This window comes from Moraxella canis, assembly GCF_002014965.1.
GTDB classification, from domain to species: domain Bacteria; phylum Pseudomonadota; class Gammaproteobacteria; order Pseudomonadales; family Moraxellaceae; genus Moraxella; species Moraxella canis.
Map to the genome: position 1 here is coordinate 274746 of NZ_MUXT01000008.1, position 19542 is coordinate 294287.

Genomic DNA, 19542 nt, shown 5'->3' on the forward strand with positions numbered 1-19542 from the left:
CATATCTGCTTGATTAGACAAATTTTTAGTCAATGAGCAGCTTTGATTGACTTAGCACCGAAGTCCCATCATCCACCACAAAGCCGTCCTGCCAAAGCGTTTGAAAAACTGGGCTATCTACCAGTTGATTTTGAGCCTGTGCCTGCACTTGGATGTGCCGCTGAGATAAGCGCGATTTTGGCGCTTCTATAGCCTGATCAGCCAGCACAGGGTCAGCAAGTAGTTTAATTTGTGGATAATGCGCTAAAAATTTGGCGCGCAAGCTCTCAAAACTTGACTGAACTTGCGAGTTGAGTTCGCAGACCACCAAACAGCTATCACCAGCAATATCACCTGTCATTACGCTCGTGCTCATCAAGGCAAGCTCATCAGGTGCAAAATGCTCTGCTTCTCGCGCCAAATGCACCCAATAATCCCATTTTTCACTTGTCCAGCGCCCATCAAGCTCGACTGGCGTAGGCTTTAGCTGCTCCAGCATTTGGGCTTTGGTCATCGGTTGGCTAGGCGGATGTGCCAAAGACTTAAGCGAATCGGTATTATCAAACTGGCTGATAGGCTGTGGATTGATATCTTGGGAAGATGACTGATCAGCCATCAGATCTTCTTTGTAGGTAGCTTTTACATCAGTATCTGTCTTAGCCAGATTCGCGGCTGTAACTGTTGGCAAGGCTTGTATATCTTCAGTAAAATCTGCCAAAAGCTGCTCATCGGCATCACTGGCATCTGACATGACTGCAAAAGATGGCTCGGCTGCCATTTGGGTCAGTGTGTCATGATCGCTCGGCGTATCTTCCTCAGCTGTTGGATTTTCAGAAGAATCAGACTCAAGAGCCTTTAAAGGCTTTTTTGACTGAAAATCCTCCGAAGATAGCTCCAAATTGGTATCTGTATTGACAGATTGCACTTGATTGATCTTGGTAAGGTCATCTGTGCTTTGACTACTTTTTGTAGTTACATCGTCATTATATAACGGATCTATCGGCTCAGCGTCTGCCTGCGACGGTAAGTCTGCTAAGGCAGCCTGCCGATCGTTGTTAGAATGAATATCGGTAGATAGCGCCTGAGTTTCGCTGTTAGCGTTCGCTTGATCTTTGAGGTTCTCGACGATAGCATCAGCTGTGTTATGTTGGTTGCTGGTGTCATTCGTTTGGCTTGTTTGCGCATCCTTTGAAACAGCCATCTGCCCTTCTGTCAGCGGTCGAAATGCCAACAGCCTTAAGATACCCATCTCCAAAGCCTGCATCGGCGTGCTTGCCAAGCGAATACCATCACGACTTTTGATTAAAATTTCGTAATACAGCTGCAGAACATCTGGACTGATCAAGGATGCTAAGCGCCTCATTTGATGTGCTTGTTCAATATTCATGTCCAAAGGAGAATCAGGCAATACCTGTACGAGAGCCATGTGATGAATACTGTCAATCAGCTCATCAAAGATGGCAGCAGCATCGACCATTTTATCACGCATGGCAGTGATAAATCGACCAACTGCCATGCGATCATCATGATAGATCGCCTCGATGATCTCAAGAACATTGGTGCTATTCACCAATCCGAGCATCGACAAAACCGTATCAGCTTGGATTTGACCGCCACCAAAGGCAATCGCTTGGTCGGTCAGCGATAGCGCGTCACGCACCGATCCTTTTGCAGCGCTTGCCAGCTGCCATAAGGCATCTTGTGTAAAAGGGATCTCTTCTGCATTTAATACTTTGACTAAGTGCTCAGACAAAAGCGCTTGCGGCAGTGGACGCAAAACAAATTGCAGACAGCGCGAGATGATCGTAATGGGCAGTTTTTGGGGATCGGTAGTCGCAAAGACAAATTTCACATAGTCTGGCGGCTCTTCCAAAGTCTTAAGCAGCGCATTGAAAGAATGCGTAGACAGCATGTGCACTTCGTCAATCAAGTAGACTTTATAACGACCTTGCACAGGCGCATAAGGCACATTTTCAAGCAGCTCTCTGGTATCTTCAACTTTGGTACGAGAAGCAGCGTCAATCTCGATCAGATCCAAAAATCGCCCTTGATCAATGCTAATACATGTATCACAGACGCCGCAAGGCTGACTTGTCATGCCTGTTTCGCAGTTTAAACACTTGGCAAGAATACGCGCGATGGTCGTCTTGCCGACGCCGCGAGTTCCAGTAAATAAATACGCATGATGCAGCCTACCTGTATCAATGGCATTGGACAGCGCTTGGGCGACATGTGATTGACCCAAAAGCTCGGAAAAGTTTTTGGGTCGATATTTTCGGGCTAAGACCTGATATTGTTTATCCATAGGACAAAGGGCTTATTTGTGGCGCATGTGTGGAAATAAAATCACATCACGAATACTGGCAGCATCAGCAAATAGCATCACAAGGCGGTCAATACCAATGCCCTCGCCTGCCGTTGGCGGTAAGCCATATTCAAGCGCTTCAATAAAATCAGCATCATAATGCATGGCTTCATCATCGCCAGCGTCTTTTTCAGCGACTTGGGCACGAAAACGCTCGGCTTGATCAATCGGATCATTAAGCTCACTAAAGCCATTGGCAAGCTCGCGACCGCCAATAAACATCTCAAAGCGATCCGTCACATGTGGATTGGTGTCATTTCGGCGCGCCAGCGGAGACGTTTCGGCAGGATATTCAGTGATAAATGTCGGCTGACGCAGCTTGGTTTCAACTGTTTCTTCAAAAACGATTGTTTGTAATTTACCCAAGCCAAAACTTGGTTTCACTTCTTGTTTTAATTCATCTTTGACAAATTTTGCCAAAAATTCACGGTCATTCATATCATCACCGCTAAAATCAGGATTGTGCTCTAAAATGGCATCAAGCATCGTGATTTTCTTAAAAGGACCTTTAAAGCTGAACACTTCACCTTGATAAGGCACATCAGTCGTTCCCAAAATATCCACCGCCAATGTCTCAAGCATACGCTCGGTCAGCGCCATCAAATCCTTATAATCGGCATAAGCTTGATAAAACTCAATCATCGTAAATTCAGGATTATGGCGCGTCGAAACCCCTTCATTACGGAAGTTACGGTTAATTTCAAATACGCGATCAAAGCCACCAACCACCAGTCGCTTGAGATACAATTCAGGCGCAATCCTCAAATACAGCTGCATATCCAGTGCATTATGATGCGTCACAAAAGGACGCGCAGACGCACCGCCAGGAATCACATGCATCATCGGCGTTTCTACTTCCATAAAACGCTCTTGGGTCAAAAATGCGCGGATGCCTGCCACCACTTTGGCGCGGATAGCAAAAGTGTTTCGCGTCTCTTCATTCACCATCAAATCCAAATAACGCTTGCGGTATTTGACTTCTGTATCAGTCAAGCCATGAAATTTATCAGGCAGTGGGCGTAACGATTTGGTCAATAGCTCAAATGCTTCAAGATGCACATACAAATCCCCCTTGCCTGAGCGCCCAATATAGCCGCTTGCCGCCACGATATCGCCCAAGTCCAGTGACTTGATAAGCTCAAGCGTCTCACTTGGCAAGCCTTTGCGATCCACATACAGCTGAATGCGATCGGTCATGTCTTGGATCACGATGAACGAGCCACGATTGAGCATGACACGACCTGCGACCTTGGCATACACCTTTTCACCACTTTCAATGGTGGCTTTATCCACACCATCAAACTGCGCCTGCAAATCGCCGCAATAGTTCTCAGGCTTAAAGGTGTTCGGATAAGCACTTTTGCCGGCTTGCTTGGCTTTTTGTTGTAAGGCGTCGAGTTTTGCGCGGCGCTGAGCGATTAGATCATTTTCTGAAATGGCAGTTTCGTTATGTTGTGGTTGATTTTGCGAACTCATAATATACCTAATATGTAATTTTTGGCGTGTCAATTTGATAAAAAATTGAATAAAAATATGCCGAGTATTGTAACAGATTATTCAAAATCAATCATTAAGATTTTGCCAAATTTTTGGCGCCGCTTCGCAAGGATAAACATTTGGCAAGCGTCAAAAAACCTGTTATGATGACTTAAAATTCTTCAAAACCTTAAGCGTAGCTAAGTTCATTAGCGCAGATAAAAAAAAGGAGTTTGTGATGGCGACTAGGACATTTTCGGTACCGTATCGTATTCTACGTGATGATGTACAAGCCTTGATGATTGATGTGCAAGAAAAACTGACACCGCACATCTTTGAGCATGAGGCAATCACTCAGAAAATGGCAGTGCTCATTCAAGGATTTCAAGCTTTGGGCGTGCCTGTCATGCTTAACGAGCAGTACAAAAATGGATTGGGTGAGACCATTGACAAGCTTTATGGCTTATTAAATGACACTAATCGTAAAAGCTTTGAGAAAAAAAGCTTCAGCGTATGTGACAATCCACCGTCTTGGGCGCATATTTTGCAGCAAAACCGTCGCATTGTGCTTTTGTTTGGTATTGAGGCACATGTGTGCGTACTTCAAACAGCGCTGGATTTATTGGACAATGGCATGCAGCCTGTCATTGTCGCTGACGCTGTAGGCAGCCGAAATCCTTATGATAAAAAACAAGCCATCCGCCGTATGCGCCGTGCTGGTGCTGCAGTGACGACCACTGAGGCGATTTTATTTGAATTATTAAGATCCTCTGAAGACCCTGCCTTTAAGACCATTTCGGGCTTGGTAAAATAACTCATCAAAAAAATGGCTTATCACACTGATAAGCCATTTTTATTAACTGATAAGCCATTTTTATTATAAGTCAATCAAATCAGCCTGTACCGACCTTAAGAGCGGTAATCGGCATTGATTGTGACATATTCATGCGACAAATCACAGGTATAAACTGTGTCGCTCGCCTCGCCGCGCCCAAGTTCAATGTGAATGGTGATCTCAGGGCGCTGCATCACCGCCTGACCAGCTGCTTCGGTATACTCAGGTGCCAATCCGCCACGCTGGCAGATATTCACTTCATCCAGCGATACATTGACTTGGCTTTGATCAAATTCAAAGCCTGCTTTGCCAACAGCTGCCAAAATACGCCCCCAGTTTGGATCAGAAGCAAAAAACGCCGTCTTCACCAGCGGCGAATGCGCCACCGAATAAGCGACATCAGCACATTCTTGAGTATTGGCGCCGCCAGTGACCTTAACCGTGATAAACTTGGTAGCTCCCTCACCATCCCGAACAATCAAAGTCGCCAATCGGATGAATACCGCCTGCAAAGCTTCAAAAATGGCTTGATAGTGCGGATGGTCGGTGGTGTCAATGAGTGCGCCCGCTTTGCCTGTGGCGATCAGTGTGCAGCAGTCATTGGTCGATGTGTCGCCATCAATGGTGATGCGATTAAACGAAGCATTGGTAATTTTAATCAGCATATCATCCAATAGCTTTTGATCAATGGCAGCATCAGTTGCCACAAAAGCCAGCATGGTTGCCATATTTGGGCGAATCATGCCTGCACCTTTTGAGATGCCTGTAAAGTGATAAGTCACGTCATCAATACTGATCGAAGTGCTTGCCAGTTTTGGAATGGTGTCTGTTGTACAGATGGCGTGCGCAGCATCCAGCCAGTGATCTGGCGCCAAATCCGCCAAAGCAGTATCAAGCCCTGCGATAATCCGATCACTCGGCAGCGTCTCACCAATCACACCCGTTGAAAACGGTAAAACCGATTCAGCTGATACGCCTGTTTTTTGGGCAAGTGCTTGGCAAGTCGATAGCGCGCGCTGATACCCATCTTCGCCTGTAGCAGCATTGGCATTACCTGTATTAATCAAAAGATACTCAGGCACAGTCTGCTCAAAATGCTGACGAAGCACCTGCACAGGCGCGGCACAAAACTGATTTTGGGTAGTTACCACCGACACGCAAGCACCTTTGGCGATCTCAAAGACCGTCACATCACGGCGATCAGCATAGCGCACATGCGCCTTTGCTGTACCTATTTTGACGCCGTCAATATTAAAAATCTGTGTTGGAATACTGATATCACCGACTGCCACGATCTTTCTCCTTAAGTTGATCAGTTTTATCAAGCCAATCGAGCTTAGCTTGATGTTTGTGATTTATGGGTGTGTTATAGATTAAATTTCGCCCAAATGGGTGCATGATCTGATGGCTTATCCATCGCTCGGATATCGTAGCTGATACCTGCTGCCACGCAGTCATTTTTTAGGGCATCTGTACATAAAATATGGTCAATGCGCAGCCCGCGCTTAGGCGTATCCTCAAATCCGCGCGAGCGATAATCAAACCAACTAAACTCATCATGAGCCTCTGGACGAAATAAGCGATAAGTATCCGTCAAGCCTGTGGACATGAGCGTCTGATACCACACACGCTCTTCGGGCAAAAATGAACAAGCCCCTCTGGCAAGCCAGCGCTTGGCATTGGCTTCACCGATCCCCACATCAATGTCCTCTGGCGAGATATTCATATCTCCCATGATGATCAGCTCACGACCATCAGCCTTGAGCTCATCAATGTAGCGATTAAGATCGGCATAAAATTCCCGTTTCATGGGAAATTTGATCTCATGGCTACGATTTTCACCTTGGGGGAAATATCCGTTTAGCACATCAATACTTCGCCCATCAAAATCATAGCGCGCGTGGATCAATCGGCGCTGCGCGTCATCATCCCCAAAAGGAAAGCCTTTTTGGACAAATACCGGGGCAATCTTGGACGCCAATGCCACGCCATAATGCGCTTTTTGACCAAAAAACTCTACATGATAGCCCAAATCCTGCACCATTTTCGCTGGAAAAAGCGCATCATGCACTTTGGTTTCTTGCAGGCCAATAATATCAGCACCCAAAATGTCTCTGACCGCCTCAAGCTGATGTGGTCTTGCGCGAAGCCCATTAATATTAAAACTGACAAATGTCGTCATCACTCACTCTTTTTAAATTTTTAAATCATTTTGATGATTTGGTATTGTAACAATTTTTGATGAGATTTTGTGAACTTTATCCATCCTTACACTATTAAATCCCAAGTCCAATGTTGGCAAGCGCTCATCAAACGGTGTACAATGATTGGCAGAATGAACGCTTTATTGAGCTCGTGGTTTGGATAATTTTGGCGGAGTTATGGTAAATTTTCAAAAAACTTATAAAGTGTATATCAATCACACTGACGCTGGCGGTATCGTCTATCACGCCAATCATTTGGTGTTTTTTGAAAATTGCCGACGCGACTGGCTGACGACGCTAGGTTATGATGGCTATTTTTTAAGCCTAGATGATGCCAAGTCAGGATCAAAACAAGCTGTGCATTTTGTGGTGAGTCAAGCGGATTTGGCGTATCACACGCCTTTACTGGTTGATGATGAGCTGACGGTAACGGTGGATGAAGTGCGCATCAGACCAGCCAGCTTAGTTGTGCGCCAAAGCATTTATCGCCCCAATCAAGACAAGCCTGCCACCACGGCGACGATTACTTTGGCTTGCGTCATCAATGACAGAAAAACAATCCGCCCTCAGCGCCTGCCAGAAAATTTTATTCATACGCTGATGAGCGCGGCCAAGAGCGCTTAATATGGCTTTATTTATTTTTGATCGCCTAAATATCCATATCAGCACACCAGATCAGACTCGCACCCTACTTCATCAAGCCAAAGGCAGTATCAACGCTGGACAAAAAATTATCCTAATGGGCGCTTCAGGGTCTGGCAAGTCGTTATTTTTATCGGCTTTGGCAGGTCAGCTGCCACATGATGGGGATGCTGTGCTGTATTTACCCAATCAAACCCTGTCTTGCTCAAGCGATCCGCTGTTGTGGCGTGAAAAAGTGGCGCTGATCACCCAAACGCCTGTCATGATCGCTGAGACGGTGATGGATAATTTGAAGCTGCCTTTGACTTTCAAGCAGCATCAGGATAAAGTGTTTGATCAAAACTGGCACATCTCTCAGCTCGGCAGATTTGGCAAGACGGCAGAGTTTTTAAATCAAAATATCCATACGCTGTCAGGCGGTGAGCGCCAAATTGTACATTTTTTGCGTACTTTGCAGCTTAGTCCTGCACTTTTACTATTAGATGAGCCGACCGCCGCTCTTGACGAAAATACCGCTGCCAAGCTCATAGACTGCGTCAATGACTGGGTATCTGATCAGCCCGATCGCGCGGTTATTTGGGTGAGTCATCAGCCGCATCAAGCCATAGCGCTGTCTGCTATCAGTTGGTGGATAAAAGACGGTATGCTGATCACTGAAGGGTCGAAACTGTGATACTCAGCCTAACAAATGTTGGTATCTCGGCATTACTTGTGTTGATAGCCATTGGCATATCGCTTTGGCTGAAGCTTGGGCTTGCCAAGACCCTGACGATTGCAGCGGTGCGTACAGTGGTGCAGCTTAGCTTGATTGGGCTGATCTTGGCATGGATATTCGCCAAAGAAAGTTGGTATGAGGTGCTTGGTATCTTATCAATCATGACGCTGATTGCCGCCATCTCCGCCAAAAACCGCATCAAAAGACCCTATCCAGGCTTGCTGATTGATACTTTATTATCGCTTGGGGTGGCGGCATTTGGGGTGACGCTGATCGCCATGCTGATCATTTTACAAGTGACGCCTTGGTACTCACCGCAGTACATCATTCCGATCTTGGGGCTGATTTTGGGAAATTCTTTGACTGCCATTTCTTTGACCACGGGACGGCTGATCGATCATCTGCATGATCATCAGGATCAAATTCGCACGCTATTAGCGCTCAGTGCGACGCCTTATGAAGCCTGCCACCATGCCATCATCTCTGCAGTCAGCGGTGGTATGATGCCTACGATTAATTCGATGATGGTTGTGGGATTGGTGAGCTTACCTGGCATGATGACAGGACAAATCTTGGCAGGCGCCGATCCTACCCAAGCGGTGCGATATCAGATTGTGACGATGTTTTTGATATGTGCAAGCAGCGCCATATCGTGTACTTTATCGGCAGTATTTGTGATTCGGCGATTTTTTGATCGTGAGCTTCGATTGATTTTACCCAAATAAAGACCTGTTAATACAGGTCTTTATTGATTAATCAAATGGTGGTAAATATTCTGCTCTTAGCACACCCTCAAGATCAACAAAAGGAATGATTAGCTCAACAGGTCCCATCGCATACGGGCTTAATACATAAGGATTGTAATACAGCACCAAACCTTGATCGTTGAAATAAAAATTATCCGTATACTCTAATGGATAAGTTTCTTTATACTCCTCAGGATCGCCAATGTCAGCTCGGTGGGCGTACAAATACCGATCATACGCCGCTTGAGTCAGCTCATACAGCCGACCCGCCTCTTTATCATAAGATTGAATCTCAAGATCATAAAGGCTTATCTGAGTGCCAAGCGCCAAGTCATAGATATAATAAGTGGTCGTCTGCATGCCATGTGCACCGCCCAAATACATATCATCCAAGACGGCAAACTGAGCCAGGGTGCCATGCATGCCAACAAATTGCGGTTCTACACTCTGATAATACGGCATAACACCGTTGTCATACATAGATTGACGGGCAAAAGTATCCAAATGGCGTCGAAATTTGATGCGTTCAGGATTATGATCTTGAGTAATATAAAAATTAAGCGAATCTTGAACCCATTTGGGCTCTAGTGATACCAATTGAATATCAATCGATGGGCAGCCGATCACCGATTCGTGCTCTGATGTCAGATCAGACGGCTGAGTCTTGGTTTGTGGCTGACAGACGGACGCGACATCATCAGGCAGAGTATAGTCTAGCTCTACCGCTTGAAAGTCTTTAATGCTCTTAGCTTCTGGATCCGCGGCTGCGACTGGCAGCTTAGAACAAGCTGCCAGTATGAGACAAGCAGGTATGATTTTTATCCAATGATCCATTTGCTTATCCATAATCACAGCGCAGCCACCACCTCATCACCCATCTGTGAACAAGACACGAGTGTCGTGCCGTCTTCATAAATATCCCCTGTGCGATAGCCTTTTTCTAGCACTTTTTGCACCGCCTGCTCTATCTGCCCTGCACGCTGTTCATCATTTAGGCTGTATCTGACGAGCATGGCAAGCGATAAAATGGTCGCCAGTGGATTGGCTTTGTCCTGCCCTGCGATATCAGGGGCTGAACCGTGGCTAGGCTCATATAAACCCTTGCCAGTTTCGTTGAGACTTGCTGACGGTAGCATGCCGATAGAGCCTGTCAGCATAGACGCTTGGTCGGATAAAATATCGCCAAAGATATTGCCTGTGGCAATCACATCAAACTGCTTGGGATTTTTGACCAGTTGCATGGCGGCATTATCCACATACATGTGGCTAAGCTCAACATCAGGATACTCTTTGCCCACTTCTGTAAAAATCTCTTTCCAAAGCTCGGTAGTTTCTAGTACATTGGCTTTATCCACGCTGCACAGTTTTTTATTACGCTTTTGAGCCGCTTCAAACGACACTTTGGCGATGCGGCGAATCTCACTCTCGCTGTATTTCATGGTGTTAAAGCCTTCACGCTCTCCACTGTCAAGCGTGCGAATGCCCCTAGGCTCACCAAAATAAATATCACCCGTCAGCTCACGCACAATTAAAATATCCAAACCTGCGACAATTTCAGGCTTTAAGGTAGAAGCACCCGCCAGCTCTTTGTACAAAATGGCAGGACGCAAATTGGCAAATAAATTCAAATCCTTACGAATCGCAAGTAAGCCACGCTCAGGACGCACGCTTCGCTCCAAGTTGTCATATTGTGGGCTGCCCACTGCCCCCAAAAGCACTGCATCCGCCTTTTGACACAGCTCTTGGGTTTGGCTTGGATATGGCGAACCATAAGCATCATAGGCTTCACCGCCCAATTTGCCGTACTCGTAAGACACATCAAGCCCTTGCTCGATGAGCTTGTCTAGCACTTTGACGGCTTGGGCGACAATCTCAGGTCCGATACCGTCGCCGTTTAGGATTGCGATTTTTTTGGTCATATGGTATTTTCCTTTTGTAAAGGTTGAAAAAGAGCGAAGATAAAAAACAAAAATGCATTATAAATGATACTAACCACCATGCCAGTGATTGGGGCTAATGCTCTGCCTGTATCATTTGACTTTCTCAATAAAAGCTCTTCAACTTCTGCTGTCATTTCATCGGGCGTAAAAAAGTCATTGCCATCTAAATCAAATTGACTTAATTGATAATCAAGGTGCCATGAAACGATAAATACATTAAATTGAACAAGCAACCAACATATGATTATGGATATAAACATTACTAACCAAAGTGATGTTTTTGGCACAAATATATAACGAATAAAACAACATATAAATGGCATGATAAAGCACATAAATACAACAAACCATACAATGCCATTTATAATACTTTCATTCATCAGTTTTGTAATTCTCTAAACACCCACGGTCTTTCTTTCTTTGCCTTCTCTTCAAAGGCTTTGATATCATCACTGTCTTGTAAGGTCAAACCGATATCATCAAGCCCATTTAATAAACAGTGCTTACGGAACGCATCCACTTCAAAATGATACGCTTTACCGCTTGGAGTCATTACTTTTTGGTTTTGTAAATCCACCGTAAGCTCATAGCCGACAGTCTCAAAGCATTCATTGAAAATCTCATCCACTTCGCTCTCGGTGAGTATCACAGGGAGCATGCCATTTTTAAAGCTATTATTATAAAAAATATCGGCAAAACTTGGGGCAATCACCGTGCGAAATCCAAATTCATTTAATGCCCAAGGGGCATGCTCACGGCTAGACCCACAGCCAAAATTACTGCGAGCCAGTAAAATGGTTGCTCCCTGATAGCGTTCTTGGTTTAGGACAAAGTCGGGATTTTTTGGGCGTTTTGAGATGTCTTGACCCAAACAGCCTTCATCAAGATAACGCAATTCATCAAACAAATTATCGCCAAAGCCTGTGCGTTTGATAGACTTTAAAAACTGCTTAGGGATAATCAAATCGGTGTCGACATTGGCACGGTCAAGTGGGGCAACAATGCCAATTTCGGTGGTGTATTGTTTCATTATTTTTCTCCAAAAGACGGTTATATTGATACATTAATCAGCGGTATGGATGCACTGATGTGCTTATGAATCATCATAATATTGGCTTACTTAAGCTCATTTCATGCCAAATGACCAATTTTTAACCCGTGATTAAGTATCCTAAACTTATTTAGACACTAAAACGACCGCACATCCACAAAATGCCCTGCAATCGCTGCTGCCGCTGCCATGGCAGGCGACACCAAGTGCGTGCGTCCGCCATTACCTTGGCGACCTTCAAAATTGCGGTTAGATGTGCTGGCACAGTGCTCTTGGGGTTCAAGTTTATCGGCATTCATGGCAAGACACATTGAGCAGCCTGGCTCTCGCCATTCAAACCCTGCATCAAGGAAGATTTTATCCAAACCTTCGCTTTCGGCTTGCTGCTTGACCAGTCCTGAACCTGGCACAATCATCGCTTGCTTGACACTGCTTGCTACCTTGCGACCTTTGACCACATCAGCAGCAGCTCGGATGTCTTCGATGCGTGAGTTGGTGCATGAGCCGATGAACACACGGTCAAGCTTGATATCCGCCAATGCCTGTCCTGCCGTCAGACCCATATACTCATAGGCTCGTGTCCAGTCGTTACGCTGTACATCGTCTTTTGCTTGTTCAAGGGTTGGCACATTTTGGGTAACGGCAATGACCATTTCAGGCGATGTACCCCAAGAGACTTGCGGCTCAATGTCTTCGCCATTCATCACAATGACGGTATCAAAATAAGCATCTTCATCAGAATGCAAAGTATTCCAGTAGCTGACCGCCTTTTCCCAGTTGTCGCCTGTGGGGGCATAAGGTCGGTCTTTGACATACTCAATGGTCTTATCATCCACCGCCACCAAGCCGACACGCGCACCGCCTTCGATTGCCATATTACACACGGTCATCCGCCCTTCTATGGACATGTCGCGAAACACCTGACCGCCAAATTCTATGGCATAGCCTGTACCACCTGCTGTGCCGATTTTACCGATAATGGCAAGCACCACATCTTTTGGCGTTACGCCCTTGCCCAATTTGCCGTCCACACGCACAAGCATGTTTTTCATTTTTTTGGCGACCAAGCACTGTGTGGCAAGCACATGCTCTACTTCTGATGTGCCAATGCCATGAGCCAAGCAGCCCAACGCCCCATGCGTGGCAGTATGGCTATCGCCGCAGACCACGGTCATGCCTGGTAAGGTCAAGCCCTGCTCTGGTCCTACAACGTGCACGATGCCTTGACGAATGTCATTGATGCCAAACTCTACGATATTAAAGGTGTTGCAATTGTCATCAAGCGTTTGCACCTGAATGCGTGAAGTTTCATCTTTGATGCCGTCAATGCCTTGCTCACGCTCTTTTTTGGAAGTGGGCACATTATGGTCAGGAGTAGCGATGTTCGCCGACAGACGCCACGGCGTACGATTTGCCAACTGTAAACCTTCAAAAGCCTGTGGTGATGTCACTTCATGCAAAAGCTGACGGTCAATATAAATCAGTGATGAGCCGTCATCACGCTGCTTGACCAAGTGATCATCCCAAAGCTTGTCGTATAGGGTTTTGCCTGCCATAGTTTATTCTCCAAATCCACTGGCTAAAAGCCTTTGTTAATACACCTAAGTGATGCGGTGGCTATGTAGCTGCCAATGCCACTCAGTTTAATTGATAATCAGAATTATAGCAAAAGATAATTAATAATAATAATTTATATTTTTTATAAATTTAAAAACTTTTTAGAATGGTTAATTTGACCGTCTAAGAATATTCATCACTTAGTTATTGTACATTTGGTAAATTTTTGTTAATTTAGGTAATAACGATTGATCGGTATTTTCTTAGCCTTGTGTGCTTTATTAGGAGTCAAACTGTGCTCATCTACTTTGTTTCGGCAGTGATATTTTTCTTTATTTTATCGGTCGGATTATATATCACTCGTCGTCATGGCGTGCGTTCACAAAAAGTCATCGTAAGACTCTGCTTGATTGGTTTTTTATGCCAAATTTTAATTAATTGGCTGTTTTGGGGCGACGGCGTGATTTACAATCCATTTAGCGCCACAGGCTCAGTCGATAGAACTGGCTTGGCATTTTTGGTGTTATGTTTGATCAGCATTTTTTGCTACGCTTCTTTATTGATGCTTTTATATAAAGCCAATGATTTTTATAATGAATAATCCTTGATCGCTGAAGCTTGACAATAATCATTCCTTAAAATTTTTATTGCAAAACTTTTTGGAATATATTAAGCTAATATTAACACAGCAATATGCTGACATTTATTGATATGTTGGGTTAAGCGATGAATACCACAAATCTTGCTACTTTTGTAGCAGTCATGCAGACAGGTAGCATCTCTGGTGCTGCCGAAAAGCTTTATATCACGCAGCCTGCCGTGAGTAAGCGCATTAAAAATCTGGAAGATGAATTTGGGACGGTGTTGTTTGATACGGTTGGTCGCAGCATTATCCCAACGGCTGCTGCACATGATTTACTTCCTTTTGTACGGCGATGGCTTGACGATTACGAAGCCTGTAAGGCAAGCTTGCAACACGCCAAAGAAGTCGCTTCTGGTCGATTGGTGATTGGTACCAGTCATCATATTGGACTTCACCACCTTGCGCCGGTGCTTAAAAGATTTATTCAGACCTATCCGGCGGTTCAGCTTGAAGTTCGGTTTGTTGATTCTGAAGAAGCTCATAAGGCAGTGCTTGAAGGTGAAATTTCTTTGGCTTTCTTGACACTGCCGCCGACCTATGATCGACGCCTAAATTATCATACCCTATGGAGCGATCCTTTATATTTTGTGACAGGCACGCTTAGCCCTTTGGCTCAAAAATCCAAGGTCAGTTTACTTCAGTTGGCGCATTATCCAGCGATTTTGCCAGCTGCCAATACCTTCACCAGTCAGATCACTTTGGCTGAATTTGCCAAGCATAATTTACGCCCATATGCGACCATGAGCACCAATCCTCTGGAGTCCATTCGTATGCTCGTCTCGGTCGGCTTGGGCTGGTCAGTATTACCCGAAACGCTGATTAACCAGGACTTGATCAAAATTGATATGGCAGAAAATATCGAGCTTCAAAGGCATTTAGGTTTGGTTACCAATCCCAATTTGACTCGATCCGCCAGCATGCAAGCTTTATTATCCATGCTATCTATCGATGACTAATAAAAAACCAGCCAAATGAGACGGCTGGTTTTTTATGCTTAATATCTTTAAAATCCCGAAAGCTGACGCAGTGCTGCTTTTAGTAGATCAGAAGTATTGTTGATCTCATCGGATTGAGCATTTTTGATGGCTGCTTGCGCTTCCTTTTCTTTATAACCCAAATTCATCAAAGCACTTTCAACTTCAGCGATGATCAGCATGGAGTTATCGGCGGACTTGTCAAATAAGCCTTCTGCTGTCATTGGCTGCATTTCCCCAAACTCATTGAGCCTACCTTTCAAATCAAGCAAAATACGCTGAGCGGTTTTTTTGCCGATACCGGGCACACGCACCAAAGCTGAATCATAATCTGTTTCAACGGCATGTTTGATCTCGGCAGCGCTCAGGGTTGACAACATTGCCAACGCCATTTTAGCGCCTACGCCATTGATTTTGATAAGTTTTCTAAAAATATCACGGTCATGACGATCCACAAAGCCAAACAAGCTCATGGCATCTTCGCGGACATGGTGATGTACATAGATAGCAGTCTGCACACCAATGGTCAGCTGACAAAAGCTAGGTATGGGAAACTCGATCTCGTAACCCACACCACTTGACGTCATAATACAAGCCACAGGTGCATTAAGGTACTGCACCTGACCTGAGATCATACTGATCATTGATAATAATCAACCATTTTTTCTAAGCTGATTGGGCGAATCTTGCTTGCGTTACCTGCAGCACCGAAAGCTTCGTAGCGAGCAACACAAATCTCTTCCATCGCCTTCATTGACGCTGCCAGATATTTACGCGGATCAAACTCCGCTGGATGATCATTCAAAAACTTGCGGATTGCGCCTGTGCTTGCCAAGCGTAAGTCGGTATCGATATTGATTTTACGCACGCCATGCTTGATCGCCTCAACCAGCTGCTCAACAGGAACGCCATAAGTTTCACCAATATTACCACCGTTTTCGTTGATAATTTTTAGCCATTCTTGAGGGACTGAGCTTGAGCCATGCATGACAATATGAGTATTTGGCAGAGCTTCGTGAATTTCTTTAATACGATCAATCGCCAAAATATCACCTGTTGGTGGGCGAGTGAATTTGTAAGCACCATGAGAAGTACCAACCGCGATGGCAAGCGCATCCACATTCGTATCAGCGACAAATCGGCGCGCTTCTTCTACAGAAGTAAGTAGCTGACTGTGATCCAAGACACCTTCGGCGCCCACACCATCTTCCTCGCCTGCCATGCCAGTCTCAAGACTACCAAGCACACCGATCTCACCTTCGACAGACACACCACAAGCATGTGCCATCTTAACAACTTCTCGTGTTACTGCGACATTGTAGTCATAATCAGCTGGTGTCTTACCGTCTTCTCGTAATGATCCATCCATCATCACTGAGCTAAATCCCAACTGAATGGAGCGCTGACAAACCGCAGGACTGGTGCCATGATCCTGATGCATGACCACAGGAATATGAGGCCACTCTTCAATCGCCGATAAAATCAAATGGCGCAAAAATGGTGCACCAGCGTATTTGCGCGCACCTGCAGAAGCTTGTACGATCACGGGAGAATCGGTTTTATCGGCGGCCATCATGATGGCGCGCATTTGCTCTAGGTTATTGACATTAAACGCGGGCAAACCATAACTATGCTCGCCTGCGTGATCTAATAATTGGCGTAGAGAAACCAATGCCATAATAGTCTCCTAAAAATAATAAAAAATATAGGTGGATTATACCATAAGCTAAGATTTTGCACCAAGTTAATTGCAATAAAAAAGCCGACCTCAAAGGTCGACTTTCAGTAAAATTAGGACAAATTAATACTGCTGATCTTCAGGTGCTCTGGCTTCGGCAGATTGATCATTAGTAGTCGCTTCAGTAACAGCTGCACCAAGGTTTTTAGCGGCATTAGATGCCGTCTCTGCAGCATTTTCAACCGCACTACCTGTCGCCTGTGCCGCCGCTTCTGCTTCTTGGGCGACAACGGCGGTATTTGCTTTGGTGTCCTCAGCGGCTGATGATGCAGCTTGACTGGCTGAATCTTGGGTTTGTTGGCTACAAGCAGCCAACAAAACAGCGAAAGCGGCGGCAGGTAAGATTTTTTTCATGTGTTATTCTCTCTTGTGCGTTTTGAAGTTATTAAAGTATCCAAATATCACTAGTTTAGTCAGCTGACCGCCATTTGACAAGCCCTGAATTTAATAATGCAACAAAAAATAACAGAGCTTGTAACAATGCCTTAAGTTTACATATAATAAATGAACATTTAAGCAGATGCTAAATCAAGCGCCGCAATCGCAGGTAGGGTTTTACCCTCCACAAACTCTAAAAAAGCACCGCCGCCTGTAGATAGATAACTGACCTCATCCGCCACTTGATATTTATCAATCGCTGCCAATGTATCACCGCCGCCTGCGATGCTAAAGCCTGATGAATCTTTGACTGCCATAGATAGCACCTGTGTCCCTGTGCCAAATTTATCCACTTCAAAAACGCCCACAGGTCCATTCCATAAAATGGTCGCAGCCTCATGAATGTGCTTGGCGATCTCGTCAGCGCTTGCTTTTGAGATATCCAAAATCATGTCCGTATCGCCAAGTTCATTAACAGGCTTGACAGTTGCCTTCGCCTTTTCAAGCGAATCTAAAAAGTCACCAAAATCGATCTCGTTTTTGTCAGCCACCACCACTTCAGAGGGCAACAAAATATTGGTTTTTTTCATGATTTCTTTGGCGGTGTCAATCAAATCCGGCTCATACAAAGAAGCACCCACATTTACGCCTGTCGCTGCCAAAAAGGTATTGGCGATACCACCGCCAACGACGATACTATCACATTTTTGGGCAAGGCTTGTCAGCACATCAAGCTTGGTTGAGACTTTGGAGCCGCCAACAATCGCAAGCACTGGCGCGGCAGGATTGTCAAGGGCTCTTGACAGGGCATTTAATTCTTCAGTTAATAAATTGCCCGAGCAAACTTGCTTGCCTTGCTCAATGGCGGCACGAATCACGCCCTCGGTTGATGCCTGAGCGCGGTGCGCGGTGCCAAAAGCATCCATCACAAAAACATCACAAAGATTGGCGTAAGCTTTTGACAATTCATCAGAATTTTTCTTCTCGCCGACATTAAAGCGTACATTTTCAAGCAAGACCAATTCTCCTGCTGCCACTTCTACGCCATCCAAATACTCAGCCTCAAAGCGCACTGGCGCATCCAAATGCTTTGATAAATATTCAGCAACAGGCGACAGTGAGTATTTTTGGTCAGATTCGCCTTCAGTTGGGCGACCCAAATGTGACGCCACCAACACCGCAGCGCCTTTTGCTAAGGCATCCTTTAGGGTTGGTAAAGCAGCTTGCAGTCGCACATCGCTGGTGATGACGCCATCTTTGATAGGGACATTTAAATCCTCACGAATTAACACGCGCTTGCCTGCCAAATCCAACTCTTTCATGGTTAAGATTGCCATAAATACCCTCTGCATAACTTAAAAAAAATTAAAAAATTTAGATATAAAATCTAAAACCAACACTAAATTATAAATGAAATTTCGGGTGATTGGCAACCCTGTCATCTCACACGATCACGAACAGTGAGCACCCACGGAGATCACCGCACCATCACTGAGCCGATAAGCCACAAGCTTGCCGCCCCAGACACAGCCACCATCAAGCGCGCGCACGAATTTGGTATCTACCTCGGCTTTTAAAGCCGCCCAATGCCCAAATAAAATGCGTCTTTCGCGCACCGCAAACCACAAAAACCAAGGGCGAAAATCCATCGGCATGTCATCTTCAAGCGATTCTTTGAAAGAAAACTCTAAGAGTCCTGATTTGGTGCAAAGGCGCATGCGGGTAAAATAGTTGGCTATGGCGCGCATTCTTTGGTAGCCATTTAAGTCATCCGACCATTCTTCGCTTTTTTTGCTATAAAGATTTGGCAATAATCGATCTAGCTGTCTTAGGCTACCTGACAGCTGCTTTTCAAGCTCTTTGGCGTAGCCTGCCGCCTCAGTGATAGACCAATTTGGTGGAATACCTGCATGGGTTAATACGGTCTTATGATCTGGGAACACCAAAAGCGGCTGCTGCCGAAGCCAGTTGAGCAGCTCATCGCAGTCAGGCGCCTCAAAGATCGGCAGCGTCTTGTCTTTTGGCTTGGGAGCTAAGACACCGCGCCAAGTGGCGATCAGGGTAATGTCATGATTGCCAAGCACGGTGGTCAGTGCACCAATGTCTGATAGGCGTTTTACTTCCCTAAGAGTGGCAAGTGAATCTTCGCCGCGTGCCACAATGTCGCCTGCAAGCCAAAGCTTGTCTTGAGTTTCATCAAAATTCAAAGCGCTTAGTAATTCATTAAACGCGCCAAAGCAGCCTTGTAAGTCACCGATGACATATTGATGGCGGTAGTGTTTTCGTTCTGTATTCATAC

General features: G+C 45.3%; 20 protein-coding genes. 6 read left to right on the forward strand and 14 right to left on the reverse strand.

Annotation, left to right across the window (positions count from 1 at the left end):
• Nucleotides 1-25: 25 nt before the first annotated feature.
• Both dnaX and lysS read right to left on the reverse strand, forming a co-directional pair.
• Complete coding sequence (dnaX, locus tag B0180_RS07350) at nt 26-2284, reverse strand: DNA polymerase III subunit gamma/tau (protein ID WP_078256340.1); 2259 nt, start codon at nt 2282-2284, stop codon at nt 26-28.
• Between the two features lie 12 nt (nt 2285-2296).
• Nucleotides 2297-3820: a lysine--tRNA ligase gene (lysS, locus tag B0180_RS07355; RefSeq protein ID WP_078256341.1), complete on the reverse strand. Its 1524-nt coding sequence runs from the start codon at nt 3818-3820 to the stop codon at nt 2297-2299.
• Nucleotides 3821-4058: 238 nt separating this feature from the next.
• Here lysS and B0180_RS07360 point away from each other — a divergent pair, with 238 nt between their 5' ends.
• Nucleotides 4059-4634: an isochorismatase family protein gene (locus B0180_RS07360; RefSeq protein ID WP_078256342.1), complete on the forward strand. Its 576-nt coding sequence runs from the start codon at nt 4059-4061 to the stop codon at nt 4632-4634.
• A 95-nt stretch (nt 4635-4729) separates the two neighbouring features.
• On the opposite strand, the gene argJ is transcribed toward B0180_RS07360, so the two are convergent.
• Both argJ and xthA read right to left on the reverse strand, forming a co-directional pair.
• A complete protein-coding gene (argJ, locus tag B0180_RS07365; RefSeq protein WP_078256343.1) occupies nt 4730-5947 on the reverse strand; it encodes a bifunctional glutamate N-acetyltransferase/amino-acid acetyltransferase ArgJ in 1218 nt (405 codons plus the stop codon).
• 74 nt (nt 5948-6021) lie between these two features.
• On the reverse strand, nt 6022-6837 hold the full coding sequence (gene xthA / locus B0180_RS07370) for an exodeoxyribonuclease III (RefSeq protein WP_078256344.1): 816 nt from the start codon (nt 6835-6837) through the stop codon (nt 6022-6024).
• 199 nt (nt 6838-7036) lie between these two features.
• On the opposite strand from xthA, the gene B0180_RS07375 reads away from it, so the two are divergent.
• Genes B0180_RS07375 through B0180_RS07385 form a run of 3 tightly spaced genes read left to right on the forward strand, consistent with a single transcriptional unit; the run spans nt 7037 to nt 8941 of the window.
• The gene (locus B0180_RS07375; RefSeq protein WP_078256345.1) at nt 7037-7483 is read left to right on the forward strand and encodes a thioesterase family protein; all 447 of its coding nucleotides are present in this window, start codon (nt 7037-7039) and stop codon (nt 7481-7483) included.
• Between the two features lies 1 nt (nt 7484).
• Complete coding sequence (locus B0180_RS07380; protein ID WP_078256346.1) at nt 7485-8174, forward strand: ABC transporter ATP-binding protein; 690 nt, start codon at nt 7485-7487, stop codon at nt 8172-8174.
• The gene (locus B0180_RS07385) at nt 8171-8941 is read left to right on the forward strand and encodes an ABC transporter permease (protein WP_078256347.1); all 771 of its coding nucleotides are present in this window, start codon (nt 8171-8173) and stop codon (nt 8939-8941) included. The genes B0180_RS07380 and B0180_RS07385 overlap by 4 nt, the downstream gene beginning before the upstream one ends.
• A gap of 27 nt (nt 8942-8968) precedes the next feature.
• On the opposite strand, the gene B0180_RS07390 is transcribed toward B0180_RS07385, so the two are convergent.
• The 5 genes from B0180_RS07390 to leuC all read right to left on the reverse strand — a co-directional run bounded on the left by B0180_RS07390 (nt 8969) and on the right by leuC (nt 13509).
• A complete protein-coding gene (locus B0180_RS07390; protein WP_167366934.1) occupies nt 8969-9796 on the reverse strand; it encodes an RsiV family protein in 828 nt (275 codons plus the stop codon).
• Between the two features lie 14 nt (nt 9797-9810).
• A complete protein-coding gene (gene leuB / locus B0180_RS07395) occupies nt 9811-10881 on the reverse strand; it encodes a 3-isopropylmalate dehydrogenase (protein ID WP_078256349.1) in 1071 nt (356 codons plus the stop codon).
• Nucleotides 10878-11282 (reverse strand): hypothetical protein, encoded by a 405-nt coding sequence (locus tag B0180_RS10085; protein WP_064622137.1) that lies wholly within the window; start codon nt 11280-11282, stop codon nt 10878-10880. Before B0180_RS10085 ends, leuB begins: the two co-directional genes overlap by 4 nt.
• Nucleotides 11282-11932: a 3-isopropylmalate dehydratase small subunit gene (leuD, locus tag B0180_RS07405; RefSeq protein ID WP_078256350.1), complete on the reverse strand. Its 651-nt coding sequence runs from the start codon at nt 11930-11932 to the stop codon at nt 11282-11284. Before leuD ends, B0180_RS10085 begins: the two co-directional genes overlap by 1 nt.
• Before the next feature lie 158 nt (nt 11933-12090).
• Nucleotides 12091-13509, reverse strand: a complete 1419-nt coding sequence (gene leuC / locus B0180_RS07410; RefSeq protein WP_078256351.1) for a 3-isopropylmalate dehydratase large subunit — start codon at nt 13507-13509, stop codon at nt 12091-12093.
• A 296-nt stretch (nt 13510-13805) separates the two neighbouring features.
• Between leuC and B0180_RS07415 the strand changes: the two genes are divergently transcribed.
• Both B0180_RS07415 and B0180_RS07420 read left to right on the forward strand, forming a co-directional pair.
• Nucleotides 13806-14111, forward strand: a complete 306-nt coding sequence (locus tag B0180_RS07415) for a hypothetical protein (RefSeq protein WP_078256352.1) — start codon at nt 13806-13808, stop codon at nt 14109-14111.
• Between the two features lie 125 nt (nt 14112-14236).
• Entirely contained in the window at nt 14237-15109 is an 873-nt protein-coding gene (locus B0180_RS07420) for a LysR family transcriptional regulator (RefSeq protein ID WP_064611891.1), read from the forward strand.
• Between the two features lie 47 nt (nt 15110-15156).
• Here the strand turns inward: B0180_RS07420 and ruvA are convergent, their stop codons facing one another.
• The 5 genes from ruvA to B0180_RS07445 all read right to left on the reverse strand — a co-directional run bounded on the left by ruvA (nt 15157) and on the right by B0180_RS07445 (nt 19540).
• Nucleotides 15157-15771: a Holliday junction branch migration protein RuvA gene (ruvA, locus tag B0180_RS07425; protein ID WP_078256353.1), complete on the reverse strand. Its 615-nt coding sequence runs from the start codon at nt 15769-15771 to the stop codon at nt 15157-15159.
• Nucleotides 15768-16805, reverse strand: coding sequence for a class II fructose-bisphosphate aldolase (fba, locus tag B0180_RS07430; RefSeq protein ID WP_078256354.1), 1038 nt, complete (start codon nt 16803-16805; stop codon nt 15768-15770). The genes ruvA and fba overlap by 4 nt, the downstream gene beginning before the upstream one ends.
• 123 nt (nt 16806-16928) lie before the next feature.
• Complete coding sequence (locus B0180_RS07435; protein WP_078256355.1) at nt 16929-17219, reverse strand: entericidin; 291 nt, start codon at nt 17217-17219, stop codon at nt 16929-16931.
• 158 nt (nt 17220-17377) lie between these two features.
• Nucleotides 17378-18580 carry a phosphoglycerate kinase gene (locus tag B0180_RS07440; protein WP_078256356.1) on the reverse strand — a complete coding sequence of 401 codons (1203 nt, stop codon included), beginning with the start codon at nt 18578-18580 and terminating at the stop codon, nt 17378-17380.
• A gap of 114 nt (nt 18581-18694) precedes the next feature.
• Complete coding sequence (locus tag B0180_RS07445; RefSeq protein ID WP_078256357.1) at nt 18695-19540, reverse strand: symmetrical bis(5'-nucleosyl)-tetraphosphatase; 846 nt, start codon at nt 19538-19540, stop codon at nt 18695-18697.
• Nucleotides 19541-19542 lie beyond the last annotated feature (2 nt).

Coding starts and splice junctions, on each gene's coding strand:
- dnaX (WP_078256340.1), bottom strand. CDS start 2,284: ATGGATAAACAATATCAGGTCTTAGCCCGAAAATATCGACCCAAAAAC.
- lysS (WP_078256341.1), bottom strand. CDS start 3,820: ATGAGTTCGCAAAATCAACCACAACATAACGAAACTGCCATTTCAGAA.
- B0180_RS07360 (WP_078256342.1), top strand. CDS start 4,059: ATGGCGACTAGGACATTTTCGGTACCGTATCGTATTCTACGTGATGAT.
- xthA (WP_078256344.1), bottom strand. CDS start 6,837: ATGACGACATTTGTCAGTTTTAATATTAATGGGCTTCGCGCAAGACCA.
- B0180_RS07375 (WP_078256345.1), top strand. CDS start 7,037: ATGGTAAATTTTCAAAAAACTTATAAAGTGTATATCAATCACACTGAC.
- B0180_RS07380 (WP_078256346.1), top strand. CDS start 7,485: ATGGCTTTATTTATTTTTGATCGCCTAAATATCCATATCAGCACACCA.
- B0180_RS07390 (WP_167366934.1), bottom strand. CDS start 9,796: ATGGATCATTGGATAAAAATCATACCTGCTTGTCTCATACTGGCAGCT.
- leuB (WP_078256349.1), bottom strand. CDS start 10,881: ATGACCAAAAAAATCGCAATCCTAAACGGCGACGGTATCGGACCTGAG.
- B0180_RS10085 (WP_064622137.1), bottom strand. CDS start 11,282: ATGAATGAAAGTATTATAAATGGCATTGTATGGTTTGTTGTATTTATG.
- leuD (WP_078256350.1), bottom strand. CDS start 11,932: ATGAAACAATACACCACCGAAATTGGCATTGTTGCCCCACTTGACCGT.
- leuC (WP_078256351.1), bottom strand. CDS start 13,509: ATGGCAGGCAAAACCCTATACGACAAGCTTTGGGATGATCACTTGGTC.
- B0180_RS07420 (WP_064611891.1), top strand. CDS start 14,237: ATGAATACCACAAATCTTGCTACTTTTGTAGCAGTCATGCAGACAGGT.
- ruvA (WP_078256353.1), bottom strand. CDS start 15,771: ATGATCAGTATGATCTCAGGTCAGGTGCAGTACCTTAATGCACCTGTG.
- fba (WP_078256354.1), bottom strand. CDS start 16,805: ATGGCATTGGTTTCTCTACGCCAATTATTAGATCACGCAGGCGAGCAT.
- B0180_RS07435 (WP_078256355.1), bottom strand. CDS start 17,219: ATGAAAAAAATCTTACCTGCCGCCGCTTTCGCTGTTTTGTTGGCTGCT.
- B0180_RS07440 (WP_078256356.1), bottom strand. CDS start 18,580: ATGGCAATCTTAACCATGAAAGAGTTGGATTTGGCAGGCAAGCGCGTG.
- B0180_RS07445 (WP_078256357.1), bottom strand. CDS start 19,540: ATGAATACAGAACGAAAACACTACCGCCATCAATATGTCATCGGTGAC.